The 14938-nt window shown below is 59.7% G+C and carries 7 protein-coding genes; all 7 read right to left on the minus strand.

Annotation, left to right across the window (positions count from 1 at the left end):
* Positions 1-109 precede the first annotated feature (109 nt).
* The 7 genes from NZK35_RS16805 to uvrA all read right to left on the minus strand — a co-directional run bounded on the left by NZK35_RS16805 (position 110) and on the right by uvrA (position 14679).
* Complete coding sequence (locus NZK35_RS16805; RefSeq protein ID WP_259633693.1) at positions 110-1036, minus strand: RNA polymerase sigma factor; 927 nt, start codon at positions 1034-1036, stop codon at positions 110-112.
* Between the two features lie 8 nt (positions 1037-1044).
* The gene (locus NZK35_RS16810) at positions 1045-2364 is read right to left on the minus strand and encodes a hypothetical protein (protein WP_259633694.1); all 1320 of its coding nucleotides are present in this window, start codon (positions 2362-2364) and stop codon (positions 1045-1047) included.
* Positions 2358-4055, minus strand: a complete 1698-nt coding sequence (locus NZK35_RS16815) for a serine/threonine-protein kinase (protein WP_259633695.1) — start codon at positions 4053-4055, stop codon at positions 2358-2360. Before NZK35_RS16815 ends, NZK35_RS16810 begins: the two co-directional genes overlap by 7 nt.
* A 9-nt stretch (positions 4056-4064) precedes the next feature.
* A complete protein-coding gene (locus NZK35_RS16820) occupies positions 4065-5639 on the minus strand; it encodes a hypothetical protein (protein WP_259633696.1) in 1575 nt (524 codons plus the stop codon).
* A 198-nt stretch (positions 5640-5837) separates the two neighbouring features.
* A complete protein-coding gene (locus NZK35_RS16825; protein ID WP_259633697.1) occupies positions 5838-6653 on the minus strand; it encodes a signal peptide-containing protein in 816 nt (271 codons plus the stop codon).
* A 138-nt stretch (positions 6654-6791) separates the two neighbouring features.
* Complete coding sequence (locus NZK35_RS16830; protein ID WP_259633698.1) at positions 6792-8024, minus strand: class I SAM-dependent methyltransferase; 1233 nt, start codon at positions 8022-8024, stop codon at positions 6792-6794.
* Positions 8025-8256: 232 nt separating this feature from the next.
* Positions 8257-14679: an excinuclease ABC subunit UvrA gene (gene uvrA, locus NZK35_RS16835; protein WP_259633699.1), complete on the minus strand. Its 6423-nt coding sequence runs from the start codon at positions 14677-14679 to the stop codon at positions 8257-8259.
* Between the last annotated feature and the right edge of the window lie 259 nt (positions 14680-14938).

Here is a 14938-nt window from a genome sequence, read left to right on the forward strand (position 1 = left end):
GCCGCCCACGGTCGCTGCGAAGCAGCGACCGGAAATCGCCTAAAGGCTAGACACCAACGGTTGCTGAATCCCTTGTTACTCTTTCCCGATTCAATCCGTGGTGACGGTGTCATTCAGGTTGGGGAACCTCATCATCTGGCCCCATCGACGCACTGAAAAAGCCGATCGTCGATTCGAACAGTCGATCGCGGGCGGTGTCTTGCTCGTCCGGCGATGTCTCCGGATTGAGTTCGTCCAGGTTGGCGCGGCAAAAGGAGCACCCCAACGTTCGGACGTGAAACTCGATGTAATCCGCCCACGGCGGTGGCAGAATGCCGAGCGTGAATTTCCCCAGGGTACTTCGCTTGGGACAACTGGGACGCTGCGATTCCCAGACGCGACTCAACAGGTCGCTGGCCAGTGCGGTGTCATTACCCCAGTCGCCGAATCGCTCCGCCGATCGGCTCAAGTCGTCGCGCAGCCGTCCGATCAAGCGTCGTTTGACCACGGCAATTGCGTTTTCGCTGCTGTCCATCACCGCGGCCAACTCTTGGTTGCGTCGACGTGCGAAGAACAGCCCTTCGGCGATTTGCAATTCTTTGAATCGTTCACCCGATTGAAGGAATTGAGCGAGGCGACGCACCGCGCCGGCCAGCGCCCTGGAGGCTCGATCGTCTTGCTCGTCGCGGCGGACGTACCAGCTGACGCCCGGTTCGGTTGACACGGCGTCGGCGACGACGTCACTTGCATCGGACTCGATGAAGTCACACACGGGAACCTCCCGATGGATGCCGCTGCGACGGTAGTGATCGATGATGCGAAAACGCAAAATCTGAAACAAGAACGATTCCAATTCACCGTCGGCACGATAATGATCCTGCGACGATAAAAACGAGACAAAGGTTTCTTGGACCAGATCCTCTGCGGTGGCCACCGAGCCAACGCGTTTGACCGCGAACGCGATCAACCGTCGCTGGAAACGAGCCACGAACTGTCGCCATCCCTCTGGATCACCCGACTTGACTAATTGCAAGAGATGCTCGTCAGCTTCGTTCATTGAATGGATTAAGCGATAAACACAGCGGCGAGCAAAAAGCCCATGATCACAACTCCTGCCAATCCTAATACGATCTGGCTGCGATAATAGCCTTGGGTGACCCAATTCAACGCCAGGCACATGACAATGGTCACAATGACCAGAACCATCATTCCAACGGCTTGCGCCAGCGTCCCCATCCAGGACCGTTGAAAGGATTCCTCCACTGTCATTCGCGCCACGCTGACCTGTTCCTGACCGGGCACTTCGACCAACACGGCCTCCCGCCAAACGTCACCGTAGGAACGCGAAAGTCGCTGAGCGAATCGATCGATGACATGCCGCTCGTCGACGATCGCATACGGCTTGCCGCGAAGGTAGATTGCGGCCTGGCGAACCGCATCAGACAACGCCTGTTTGCGTGCTTGACCCTCGGAGGATTGAAGTTCGCCGGAGTAGCCGACGACAAAATGGCGTTGCGGATACATCGAAACGAACTGATCTAACGATTCAACCCAGGGCTTCTCGGTGACAAAGGCTTGCACGGAGGTTTGTCGCTGGGCGGATCGAATGGTGCACATCAAAAGACCATTTTCAACACGTTGTTGAAGATCCCAGGTGGCCGGTTGCAATGTGGAGGCCGAGGCGACCAAATGAAACGAAAGCTGGTTTTCAGCGGGTTCCGCTGGCACGCTGCCGACCGACCGGACGACGGCGTTGGGAAACAACTTGCCAAGCTGTTCGGTGATTTGAGGGACCAGGGGCTCGGCGCTCGATCCCGACACGCTGACGGCGATGGTTTCGGGATCGACCACGCCGTCAATCTCATCGCGCTGGAGCACTTGTTTTTCGGTGAGTTTTTCTCGCAATCCGGCAATCAGCGGCCTGATCGCGGCGGAGTAACTGGGATACACGTTTGCCGTGAACGCGTCCGTATCAGTCGTTCGCCATTGCCCCGGCGTTTGGTCACCGGTGGACAATTCCCCAGCCGACTCGACGATCGGCGGCGGCACAGGTCGCTCGGGCGTGGAAGCAGCAGTGGCTGGAACCACCCCCTGCGGCGCAGCGGGAGCAACCACCTCGAACGATTCTGGCGACGCCTCGGACTCCGTCACGCCGGTCACAGCCGAGCGGCCGAATTGGGGCGTTTCTGTGCTCGATTCGCTGCGAACGGCGAAGGTGGCGACCAGAAGAAACATCGGCACCACCAACAGCAAGAACAGTCCGGCCAAAATCGATCCGACGCGACCGGCGGTTGATTTAGCGTTGACGGCAAACACGATCGTCAAGACCAAGACTGCCAGGTACAACCCGGCCAAGAGCAAGAGGGCAAAAGACGCGATTACCATGAGACTCGCTCGGCAGTTGGTGGAGTGGCGGAAGTGGACGGATCCATCGAGTGGACAGGGGGGGCCGAGCCGTTGACCGATGCATCTGTCCCGGTCGCATCGTATCGGTTCAGCGAAAAAGGCTCCGGGGGCACCCACACCGATGTCAACTGGACCGTGATCGCGGCCGTCATCGTGGCCGCCATCGAAAGAATGACGTTGTCCAGATTGGCAAGATGCATCCCCAGCGCCCAACCACTCAATCCGGCGACTACACCACTGATCGCACCGGCGATCAAGGTTCGCGAGATGGCCACGCGTTGGGCTCGATGTGGGTCACAAAAGCAACGCCAATCGATCAGCATCGTTGCCGCGAACCCGCCGAGCCAGCAGCCGACATAAACGTCGTACTGAGGGGAATTGTTGAGAAAGTTGGCGATGAAAAAGTAGGCGACAAGCCATATTCCGATCAACCAAGTTCGCGAGACCAGTGCCGTGGAGATGCCTGGCTTTTGAGGCACGACCAGAACCAGCGTGATGGCCAGCATCATCGAAATCAGCCAAATCCCGAGCGCCATCAGCACGGCGGTCGACGCTCCGAAGATTCCAGAACCGTACGCAGTGGCTGCGAATGCCACCGTCATCAAAAGAACCGTCGAACCGATCGAGAGTCCCACGCGGGCCAAGTAACGAACGTCGGCCATCCGTCGCAGCCGCGCCGCGAACAGGTCGTGGTTGTCGGATTCGTCGGACGTTTTTTCCGATTCGGCGGTATCGATGATGGCGTGTTTCGCACCGACGGTGTCGGCCAGGTCGGCGACACCGATCGATGCAATTTGCGGCGGCGTCTGGCGTGACGAAGCTGCCGGTTTTCGTCCCACCAGCGACAGACTGGCGGGAATGGAATCGTCCGTCACGTGCTTCGTGTCGCAGCCGAGTGCGGCGGCCATTTCCCGGGCCGACTGAAATCGTTTTACCGGATCTCGGTCCATCGCTTTTCGCACGACGCCTGCAAACGGTTCTTGCAATCCGCTGACGTCGACTTCGCCCGTAAGATGTTTCATCAAAATCTCGCCGACACTTTCTCCGACGAATGGAGGTTCGCCGGTCAGCATTTCGAACAGCATGACGCCCAGCGCGTACAGGTCGACGGTTTTGTCGTACCGTCCCATGCTGATCTCCGGCGCCATGTAGTGCACGCTTCCCACGGTCATCGTATGACCGCTGGCGTGACTGACCGTGATCACTTTGCTCAAACTGTAGTCGCCGATTTTGACGATGCCGTCCTCAAAGAATATGTTGTGCGGCTTTAAATCCCGGTGCACGATCCCGGCATCATGCAGGTAGTCGATTCCTCTGGCCAATTCGCGAACAAAGAACAACGCTTGCTCCGGCGCGATCCCCTCCGGCGACGCGTCCAAGATCTCACGCAACGATGGGCCCGCGACAAACTCCATGATCACCCAGGGCGTTCCGTCGATTCCCTGTTTGACATCGAAAATCATCACCAGATGCGGCGACTTTAAATTCATGCAGTGCCCGATGCCGCGCAGTTCGATGTCCTCGTAATTTTGCACCGCTTTCAATGCGACTTCGCGGCCGGCATCGCTGGTGGCAAAGTAGACTTCGCCGAATCCGCCACGGCCGAGGGCGTGCCCGATCGTATAACCCTCCAGCGGTCGATCGCCTCGTTGGTAGTGAAAAGCTGGCATGCGGCGATCCTAAGACAAGGTGATTTGATTGAGCGTAAACCGCGTCTCGCCGAGCAAGACCGAACGATCGGCCACCAGCGGGCTGACCTCGCCACCGGATCCGGCGTACTTGATCGCGTAGCCATCTGCAGCACGAAAAACGACGATCGGGCGTTCGCAACCGGAAATCGAAAAGTGTCCGCCCCGCGGGGAAAACAGCAATGAATCCGCCATCAGGGCCGCACAGCGAATCTCTCGCTTGGCCAACCCCGCGCCGGAAAGTTGCAGCACCGCCGAACCGCTCGCGGGCACCGGCTTGCGGAACTTCAATCGACCGCGGCGCCCGAAGCCGATCGAGTCGCCGTTTGCCAACAGTCGCCGTTGGGTCGGCTGGTCATTGACACCGAATTCGGCGTCCGACTCGGCAAAGTAATCCTCCCCCGCCCGACGGATGAACAGGGCTGCCGAAGGACCTTCGGTCTGCAGCGGCAGATCGTAGCGTTGTGAACGGGAAGAGGAACCGACCGAAATCCGATCGGCATCGAGCAACAACACCGCCCCCAACCCATCCACCCGCAAGACCCAAGCCCCCAAAAAGGTGTCCGACACCTTTTTGGAAACCAGGGAGGATTGGGTGAATGGGGTCGTTCCAGTGGCGTCCGCCGTGTGGAAAAAGGTGTCCGACACCTTTTTGGTAGACGGGGTGGTTTGGGTGATTGGGGTGGCGCCGTCGAGTAGGCCCAGTGGCCCCGAACGCACGCCGGCGGATTGGCGGGCGAGTTCGGCGAGCGTCGTGCGGGTCTCTGCGATCCAACGCGTGCCCAGGACAATCTGGTCGACCAGGGCGAGTTCGCGTTCGGCTTCCACATAGTTTGCTTGATCGACTAACTCGCACGCCCGTACGCATCGATTGAAACAGCTTCGAAGCTCATTCAGGCGGGCATCCGTCGGCGCCACAGCGACCGCCATCTCTAACCAATCGTTGCCGCGATCCAATCGACCGCTCTCCAAGTCGGCGATGATTTGCGCGCGGATCGGTTCAAGCATCGCATTGATTTTCATCACCACCAGTCGATGGTGTTGAAGCTCCGGATCAAGCGATTTGACGATCGCAATCCCGACGCTCCAATCCCCCGACTCGATCGCCTGTTCGATTCGATCGGCGGCAGCGGCGGCCAACGCGCGTTTGCGTTCAATTTCGGCGGCGAGCCTGGAATGGGATGGACCGGTCGGCAAGAGATTTTGTCCCAATGTGAAGTGCCCCAACTGAGCTTGGAGTTTAGCTGCTTGGGCAGACGCCTGCTCAGCGGCTTCCCGCGAACGTTGTTCCGATTCCATTTGAGCGACACGTTGGACCAAATGCGCGACGTCGTCCGTGCGCCCCGCCAGACGTTGCGCTTTGTCCGCATCACTGCGGGCATCGCCGGATCGTTGTTGATCGAGATGTTGGTGTGCCCGACCCACAAGTTTTTTAATCAGCACGTCCGTTGCACGTTGTCCGCCACGGTGCTCCCGCTGCGGTGTGGCCAAGAGCAATTCAAACGCTTCATCCAATCGCCCGGCGGTGATCGCGGTCTGGATTCGTTTGAGTTGAAGGTGGAGCACGATACTGGTATCCCGTTTAGGGAGTGTCGGACGTGAGGTGCGAGCGGCCGGGTAAGTTCTTGGTGGATTGGAATCACTCAATGGCAACCTATCGACCCTCCCCTCGCTTCGCTCGACCCTCCCTGCCAGGGAGGGTTATTCAAACTGTGTAGATACCGACGCGTGCCAGAACGGGGAAGTTGATTCAACCTGAGCACATTACTGCTCCCCAACGCTCACCATTGTTTTTCGGTTCTCCGTGTCGCCGAAGTACTCATCGAAGTCTGCCAGTACCTGATCTTCACTTTGACCCTGGTCGATCAGGTCGATGGCGAAGACGTCTTGTTCGTGATCCAAGACACGTTTGGCAACCGCCAGTCGCATTTCGATCTGCTGCAACAATTGATCGGCTTGGGACAGTTCGCTGCCGTCGACGCGGATGCCAGATTGCAACTGGGATGCTTGAACCAGTCGAGCTTGCGCGGCGAGTGATTCGACCTGCTGCTCCAATTCGGCTTTACGGTGACGCATCGAATCCAAGGATGCCAGCGCCGCGGCCAGCGACTCATGCCGTTTCTCCAACAGTCGTTCCTTGCTGGCCAGCGCCAACTGTCCCGTTTTGTAACGGTCCAACCGCCTGGAGAGTTGTTCGGTGATTTGGGAACGCGTCCAATTGCGGCCGCCGACTTGGAAGGACACGGTCTGCGTCCGCAACTGTTCACGCAATGGGGTGAGCGTTGCCAGTTCGTTTTCCAGACGTTTTTCGGTTTCCGAAACGTCTCGCTGGAGTGCCGCGATCTCGACTTCTTCCTGGGCGATGGTTCGCACTTGCGCCTGCAAATCGGGCAAAATGCCATCGATCAGATCGCGGGCGCGTCGCAGTTCGAACTCGACAGGCACGTGTTCGTTGACCGAATCGCGAACCGAACGCGCCGACGTCCGGACATAGCTAAAAAAACCTGGCCCCAGCAGCACCACGCCGCCGATCAGGACCGCCAGGAATGCGGCGACGGAATATTTGACCGCTCGTAACATGACAACCAACCTTCGTAGAGGGAATGCGACCCGAACAGGACCGATTGCACGGTCCTCAACAGGGCAGTCGTTGGTTTGCGGTCCATGTGACAGAGAAATCGGGAATTTTTTTGCCGCGGCCAATTGGCCCTCCGGTCACTACCGATCCGAACGGGGCGAGTCCGCCGGTACCGTCAGCGCCGCGAACTGTCTTCTGGGGCCTTTCCCGATCCACAGTGTGACGGGGCGCTCGCCGCACTGGCGGTAACGTTTTTCGAGCATGTTGGGATTCTGGGACACGCCCCTGGTCTTCACCCGCCAGGGATAACAATTCATCGATCGCAAGGTCTTGCGCAACCTGCGGTCGTCACAGGCCCCCGACCAGATCACGGGTTCACAGATCGCCAGATCACTCTCGATCGCGGTGTCTCCGGTCAGAAAGCCGCTGGGGCCGCCGAGCAAGTCGTAGCCGTATTGTCCGGCAAACGATTCGGTCAGTCCGGCGGCCCGAATCGCGGCATCGGGGTCGGCCAGGTACTGCATCGGCTTCTCAACCCGGCGGCCGGCCTGGCTGTCCCCAGCGACGGTGTAGGTGACCGCGCTGCCATCGGGGCGAACCAGAACGGCGGTGCGTGAAGCTTCGATCAGCGGGTGGCCGAAACACGCGGCGGCCCGGTCGATCGCCTGTCCGGTCAACAACGTTTGCTCGCGGACACTGCCGCCGAGAGAAACCCACAGCCGATGTCGTTGCGGACGATCTTCGATCACTGCGGCGGGCGCCAATTTCACGATCCCGGCGGCGCAGCGGTCCAGGATGCGCTCCACAACGGCCCACGGCGGCGAGTAGTCTTCGGGACGCACCTTGCGGCCACGGTCGTCGCGTCGATCGGGGTCCAAATGAACCGTCGCGTCGGCTGCGATGGGCACCGCGGCGACGTCATCATGGCGAACCGCAACTTGTGGTCGAGCGGGTTGCAGATTCATCCGCAGATTCTCCCTGGTCATCGCGACCATCATCGGATCGCTGTCGACCGCGGTGACCTGCACATCGGCTGACCCGACCATCTTGGCGATCGCCAACGTATCAGCACCCAGACCACAGCACCCGTCGAGCACCGAACGGGAGTTCATCCAACGCGCTTTCAACTCGGCGACCGGAGCCGGCGTTGCTTGACTGAGCGAGCGTTCGGTGCACCACCAGATCCCCTCCCCGAGTTTCGCACGAGCTTTGGATTGCAGATTCAATGACACGAGCACGACGGCCGCCAGATCCTCGCCGACCAGCGAGCGAATCTTGGCAGCCAAGTCGCTGTCCCAAGTCCCGTGGGCCGACGCGATCCGCAGTGCGTCCTCGCAGCGTTCCAAGTCATCGGCGGAAATCGGAGAAATCATCGTTGGCAGTCGTCGGTAAGTTGCGTCATTCGTCCCAGCACGCGGCGTCAGCCAGTGGCCCGTGTTCCATCCCGCGCGCCGCTCGCTGACCGGGCTGTCGATTTAGTGAGCCGCGATGCGTAAGCGGGCGGGCATTTCGGCGCCCGCGCGAGGCCTTACGGCCAGCGGCTCACCATTGACTCCGCAGATCCCGATTCAATCGACAAGCTGTGACGCGTCCCGCTGGAGAGCGTCAGGACGTCAACGTTCGTTTGAGGAACCGTCGCAGCGCCGGTTTGGTGGCTTGGCCGAGCCGGTTGATCGCCAGCGTGGTTTCCTGTTCGTCGCTAGAGACAGTGATTTTTGCGTCGCCGAGATCGTCGGCTTCGGCCGGATCGAGTGGCTCATTGGCAACGATCTTGACTGCATCGAGGTCACGCGTGCGGATCGACAGTTTGACGTCGCCGTCGGCACCGACCACGTCGACCCGGTTGGCGGCCGACATCCTCAGACAATCTTCACCGCCGATCTTTTCGATTTGGTCGAACAAACGGTCGGGCAGCTTGATCGGCCAGTCGGGCGTCGCGTTGTCGTCGAACCCCTTGGGCATCGAATGCCATTTTCGTCCCAGCGTTTTCCAGATCGTACTGGCGTCGTGTTTCTTCTTCTTGCGTTTGGGGGTCGCCTTTTTCGCTTGCCCGTTCGACTTGGATGCCGTTTTCGACGTCGGAGCACTGGCTGCGTCGATTCGCAACCGACCGGAACCGGGCTCGGCGACTGACTCGGCAGCCGGTTTCGATTTATTCGCCGACGGCTGGAGCGCCTCGGCGACGAAGGGCGCCGTGACGGAAACCGGTGCGCCGTTTGACCGTTTGGCCGTCTCGGCCAATTGTTCGGGTGTGCCTTCGAAGACGATCTTGCCGCCGTCGACACCGGCACCCGGCCCCATGTCGATCACCCAGTCGGCGCATTTGACAACGTCCAGGTTGTGTTCGATGACGACACAGGTGTTGCCCAGGTCGACCAACCGCTGGATCACGTCCAGCAGTTTCGCGATGTCGTCAAAGTGCAATCCGGTCGTCGGTTCGTCCAGCAGGTACAGTGTTTTGCCGGTGCCCGGACGGGCGAGTTCCGACGCCAGTTTGACCCGTTGTGCTTCACCGCCGGACAGCGTCGGAGCGGATTGGCCCAACGTGACATAATCCAATCCGACGTCACACAGGGTCTGCAACACGCGGGTGATGCGGGGTTCGGAGGCGAACAACTCAACCGCCTCGCCACAGGACATCGCCAACACGTCCGAAATCGATTTGCCGTGATACTTCACCTGCAACACGTCGTCGTTGTACCGCCGCGATCCGCATTCTTCACACGGCACCCAAACATCCGGCAAGAAATGCATCTCGATTTTGCGTTGGCCACTGCCCTCGCATGTCTCGCAGCGTCCGCCGGGGACGTTAAAGCTGAACGTTCGCGCCGTGTACTTTCGCTCGGCCGCTTCGGGGATCAACGCGAAGAGGTTTCGGATCGTATCGAACACGCCGGTGTAGGTTGCCGGATTGCTGCTGGGCGTGTTCCCCAACGGTGATTGATCGACACGAATCACTTTATCGATGTGGCGGAGGCCTTCGATTTTTTCATGCCGTCCGGGTTTCATCCGCAGCCGATGCAAGCGTTTGCCCAGGATCGGGTACAGCGTGCCTTCGATCAACGTGCTCTTGCCACTGCCGCTGGGGCCGGTCACGACCGTCAGCACGCCCATGGGCAGTTTTAGATCGACGTGATCCAGATTGTTTTCCGAGGCGCCGATCAGGGTCAGGTAATCGACCATCGGCTTGCCACCGTCGGTCATGACCGGGCGTCGTACCGATGGCAAGGGGATCTGCTTGGTGCCGTTGATGTATCCGGCCGTCACGCTTTGCTCGATCGGCGACAATTTTGTCGGTGGGCCTTCGGCCACGATTCGGCCGCCATGCCGACCGGCACGAGGTCCGAAATCGCACAGGTAGTCGCTGCCGGAGATCACGTCACGATCGTGTTCGACCACCAACAGCGTGTTGCCCAAGTCTCGCAATCGGTGCAGCGCCGAAAGTAGACGCAAGTTGTCACGGGGGTGCAGCCCGATCGTGGGTTCATCCAGCACGTAGAGCACCCCGCACAATCCGCTGCCGAGTTGGGCGGCCAATCGAATCCGCTGCGCTTCGCCGCCGGACAGCGTCGCCGCACCACGATGCAGCGTCAAATAGTTGAGTCCCACGTCCAATAGGAAACGCACGCGCGATTGGATTTCACGCACCAATTCGCCGGCGATCTTTTTCTCTCGGCGATCGAGTTTCCAATCGGTGACGACGCCATCCAAACGATCCAGCGGCATGTGAACCAGATCGGCCATCGTCCACCCGCGAAACTGACAGGCGGCCGCTTCTTCTCTCAATCGCGACCCGTCGCAGGCACTGCAATTGATGTCGTCGACGAACTGCTCCAGCTTGCCTCGCAATCCCGGTGTCAAACGCGACGCCTCTTCCAGCGCCGGATAAAAACCTTTGAATCGAAAGCGGAACAACTTGGTCGTAGATTTTGAATTCGGTTTCGCATCGCTTTGCCGGACTTCGATCCAGCGATCGCCCAGCCCGTGAAACAGCAATCGGCGGTGCGTGGCGGTCAGTTCGTCGAACGGCAGATCGATCGGGATGCCGGTCTGTCGCGACAACGCCCGCAACAACCACAGCGAGACCTCGTGATCGACGCTCGGCCACAACAGCGCGGCGCCGTCGGCGAGCGTTTTGCGCGGCGAATCAATCAGGGCGGCAGGGTTGGTTCCGGTTTGCTTGCCCAGTCCTTCGCACTGGGGACACCAACCGACCGCGCTGTTGAAGGAAAAGTGGTGTGGCGTCAGTGTGGGAAAGGATCGACCGCAGTCGCCGCAGACGAGATGCTGGCTGTGCGTGATCGTTTCCCAATGTTGTTCATCGCGATCCGGGTTGGCGATCGCGACCTGGATCACGCCGATCCCCAACGACAATCCCTGTTCGACGCTGTCGCTGATCCGCGAACGCTCTTCGTCGTTGACCGCGATCCGGTCCACGACGACTTGAACGGTTTGTCGTTTCCGCGGGTCGAGCGCCGGTGCCTCGTCGAGCGAGACCGTTTTTCCATCGATTCGAATCCGCTGGAAACCTTGGCTGCGGAGCGATTGCCAGGTGTCTTTGGACGCTTCACCGGCCACCACCTCGATCGGCGAGAGCAACAAGGCTCGCGTCCCTTCGGGCATCGACAACACTTTCTCAGCGATTTGCTCGGGAGTCTGCGTGCCGACTTCCACGCCGCAATCGGGACAGTGTCGTGTGCCCAACCGCGCCATCAAGATCCGTAGGAAATCATAAATCTCGGTGACCGTGCCGACGGTGCTGCGCGGCGAATGCCCGAGGTTTTTTTGTTCCAGCGCGACCGCCGGCGACAACCCTTCGATCCGTTCGACCTTGGGTTTTTGCACTTGGCCGATGAACTGCCGTGCGTAGGACGAAAGCGATTCGACGTAGCGACGTTGGCCTTCGGCGTAGATCGTGTCCATCGCCATCGAGCTTTTGCCGCTGCCGCTGGGGCCACAAAAGACGGTCATGGCGTCGCGGGGAATTTCCGCGGAGACCGATTTCAAGTTGTGTTCCGATGCCGCCTGGACCACCAAGTGGGTCTTGGCCTTTTCCGGCGGTGGTGCCAACGCGGCCGACGCTCTCGTGGCGGTCGCGTGGTGCTTGGCCGGCTTGCGACGTTTGACGCCCATCACCTTGGCCAATGCCGCACCGGTGTAACTGTCCATGTTCTTGGCGATGTCGATCGGACGACCGGCGGCCACAATCTTCCCACCGCCGGCGCCGCCTTCGGGACCCAGGTCGAGCACGTAGTCGGCCGTTTTGATGACGTCCATGTTGTGTTCGACGATCACCACGGTATTGCCCCGATCGGCCAATCCGTGAATCACGCGTAGCAACAATTCGATGTCGGCAAAGTGCAATCCGGTCGTCGGTTCGTCCAACACATAGAGTGTCTTGCCGGTTTCTCGTTTACTCAGCTCGCGCGAGAGTTTGATCCGCTGGGCTTCGCCCCCCGAGAGCGTCGGGGAGGGTTGACCGAGTTTCAAATACTCCAGACCGACATCCACCAGCGTTTGCAATTTTTCGGCAACTTTGGGAACGTTTTCAAACAGCTCGAGCGCCTGGGCGATGTCCATCTCCAGCACGTCCGCGATCGACGCGCCCTTGAATTGGACCGAAAGCGTTTCGCGGTTGTATCGTTTGCCGCCGCAAACCGGGCACGTCACCCAGATGTCGGCCAAGAAATCCATTTCCAGCTTTGACGCGCCGTTGCCGTCACAGGCGGCGCAGCGTCCGCCATCGACGTTAAAACTGAATCGACTGGCGGTGTAGCCGCGTGTTTTCGCTTCGGTTAGTTTGGCGAACAGATTGCGGATTTCGTCGAAGACTTTGACGTATGTCGCCGGGTTGCTGCGCGGCGTTCGCCCGATCGGGGATTGATCGATCGCGATCGTCTTGTCCAAAAATTCCAGACCGCTGATCGAATCATGGTCACCGGGTTCACATTCGGCACCGTTGAGTTCACGTCGCAGGGCGGGTTCCAAGATGCCGCCGATCAACGAACTTTTCCCGCTGCCGGAAACACCGGTCACGCACGTCACGGTTCCCAACGGTATCGTCGCATCGACGTTTCGCAGGTTGTGAAACCGAGCGCCGTGAATCGTCAGTTGGGCTTCGCCATCGATCGGCCTCGGCGTTTCTGGGATCGCGATCTCGCGTTCGCCGGACAGAAACTGGCCGGTGACACTGCGCTTGTTCGCTCCCAATTCGTCAGCCCCGCCGATACCGACGATCTCCCCGCCGCGAACTCCCGGGCCGGGACCGAAGTCGACGATCCGATCGGCCGCCCGCATCGTGTCTTCATCGTGCTCGACCACGATCAACGTGTTGCCGGCATCGCGGAGCCGCACCAGTGTTTCGATCAACCGGTCGTTGTCGCGGGCGTGCAATCCGATCGACGGCTCGTCCAAGATGTACAGCACGCCGACCAGCCCGCTGCCGATCTGGCCGGCTAACCGAATGCGTTGTGATTCGCCACCGGAAAGTGTCGGCGCGGTTCGGCCCAATGTCAGATAATCGAGACCGACCCCGAGCAAGAAACCCAGTCGCGTGCGGATCTCTTTCAACGCTTCGGCGGCGATCTTGGTGTCCGTTTCTCCCAGGCTGATCTCGGAAAAAAACTGGCTCAACTGATCGATCGACAACTCGCACAAATCGGGCAGCGAGAGTGCGTGATTGTCTTGGAACGCGTCCGATGTCGTCGTGATCGTCGCCGCACTGGCCTGGCGATTGAGCCGACGGCCTTGGCAATCGACGCAATCGATCGTGTTCATGAACTTTTCAAGATGCCGCAACTGCATCTTGTTTTTGGTCGTGCGATAGCGATCAAGCAGCTCGGGAATGAAACCGTCGAACGACCCGGTGTACTTGCGACTCTTTCGGCCGCCGCGCCACGTCAATTGGTACGTCGAGTCGCTGCCCCACAGCCACATCTTTTGGGCTTCGGCCGGCAGGTCCCGCCAACGTGTTTCCAGCATCGAACCCGGCTCGAGTTCGAGCAGCTTGTCCATCGCAGTCGCGAAGCCTTTGTAAATGTGCCGACGATAACGACCGATGTCGCCCCATTGGCCCAGCAGCGTGATGGCTCCCTTACGAATCGACTTGGATTCGTCGGGAATGATCATCTCCGGAACAAACGTGTACAGGTGCCCGAGTCCGTCACAGGCTTCGCACATCCCTTGCGGACTGTTGAACGAAAACAGTTGCGGTGTCGGCGGGCGAAAACTCTCACCGCAGGCTCCGCAGGAGTAGCGTGAGGAAAACAGGATGTCTTCTTTGGCCGGTCGTGCCGAATCGCTGTTGGGCTCCGAAAGCGAAACGATCACCGACGCGTCGCCGAGTTTCAGCGCCAGATTGACTGCTTCGTTGATGCGTCCGCGGTCGCGATCATCGATGCCGACGCGATCGACGACGACTTCGACATCATGGCGACGGGCTCGATCCAGCGGTGGAGGATCCGACAGACGAATCGTTTCGTTGTCCACGCGGGCACGTGTGAACCCTTGTTTACGCAGATCTTCGAACAGGTCTTTGAATTCGCCCTTGTGTCCGCGGACCAGCGGTGCCAGTACCCAGATGGTTTCTTCGGGGTCCAGATCCAAGATCCGCGACGTGATCGCGTCGGACGGTTGGGCGGCGATCGGGACGTGGCAATTGGGGCAGTTGGGGGTCCCGACACGGGCGAACAGGACGCGCAAGAAGTCGTAGATCTCGGTGATCGTGCCGACCGTGCTGCGGGGATTGTTGCCGGTCGATTTTTGTGCGATCGAAATCGAAGGGCTCAGCCCGCTGACCAAATCGACATCGGGTTTGGGCATCTGCCCCATGAATTGCCGGGCGTAATTGGAGAGCGACTCGACGTACCGGCGTTGGCCCTCGGCATACAGCGTGTCAAAGGCCAGAGACGACTTTCCACTGCCCGATACACCGGAAAAACAAACCAGTTCGCCACGCGGCAGGGTCAGATTGACGTCACAGAGGTTGTGCTCGCGGGCACCCTTGACCTTGATTTCGGTCGTCGACATTCGGGGCAATTCGTGGTCAGTAGAAGACGGCATTCCTTTCCCAGTAGTCTAGCGGGCACGGCAATCTGGCGGAATGAGAGGTTTTTACGGGTTCCAGCGGAATCGACCGGCACAGATGGACACTCCCGGGGATCAAATCCGACCAGACCGCAAAAAACACGACTCGCGCACCGAGCCATCGCAACCATACTGCTGGCGAACCGTGGGATAGGCTTCCAGCCTGTCGTGCATGAATTGACAGGCTAGAAGCCTATCCCAC

It is taken from the genome of Stieleria sedimenti (assembly GCF_025060895.1).
GTDB classification, from domain to species: Bacteria; Planctomycetota; Planctomycetia; order Pirellulales; family Pirellulaceae; genus Stieleria; species Stieleria sedimenti.

Bases quoted from the DNA above. Each gene is read 5' to 3' on its own strand.
- NZK35_RS16805 (WP_259633693.1), bottom strand. From the start codon at position 1,036: ATGAACGAAGCTGACGAGCATCTCTTGCAATTAGTCAAGTCGGGTGAT.
- NZK35_RS16810 (WP_259633694.1), bottom strand. From the start codon at position 2,364: ATGGTAATCGCGTCTTTTGCCCTCTTGCTCTTGGCCGGGTTGTACCTG.
- NZK35_RS16815 (WP_259633695.1), bottom strand. From the start codon at position 4,055: ATGCCAGCTTTTCACTACCAACGAGGCGATCGACCGCTGGAGGGTTAT.
- NZK35_RS16825 (WP_259633697.1), bottom strand. From the start codon at position 6,653: ATGTTACGAGCGGTCAAATATTCCGTCGCCGCATTCCTGGCGGTCCTG.
- NZK35_RS16830 (WP_259633698.1), bottom strand. From the start codon at position 8,024: ATGATTTCTCCGATTTCCGCCGATGACTTGGAACGCTGCGAGGACGCA.
- uvrA (WP_259633699.1), bottom strand. From the start codon at position 14,679: ATGTCGACGACCGAAATCAAGGTCAAGGGTGCCCGCGAGCACAACCTC.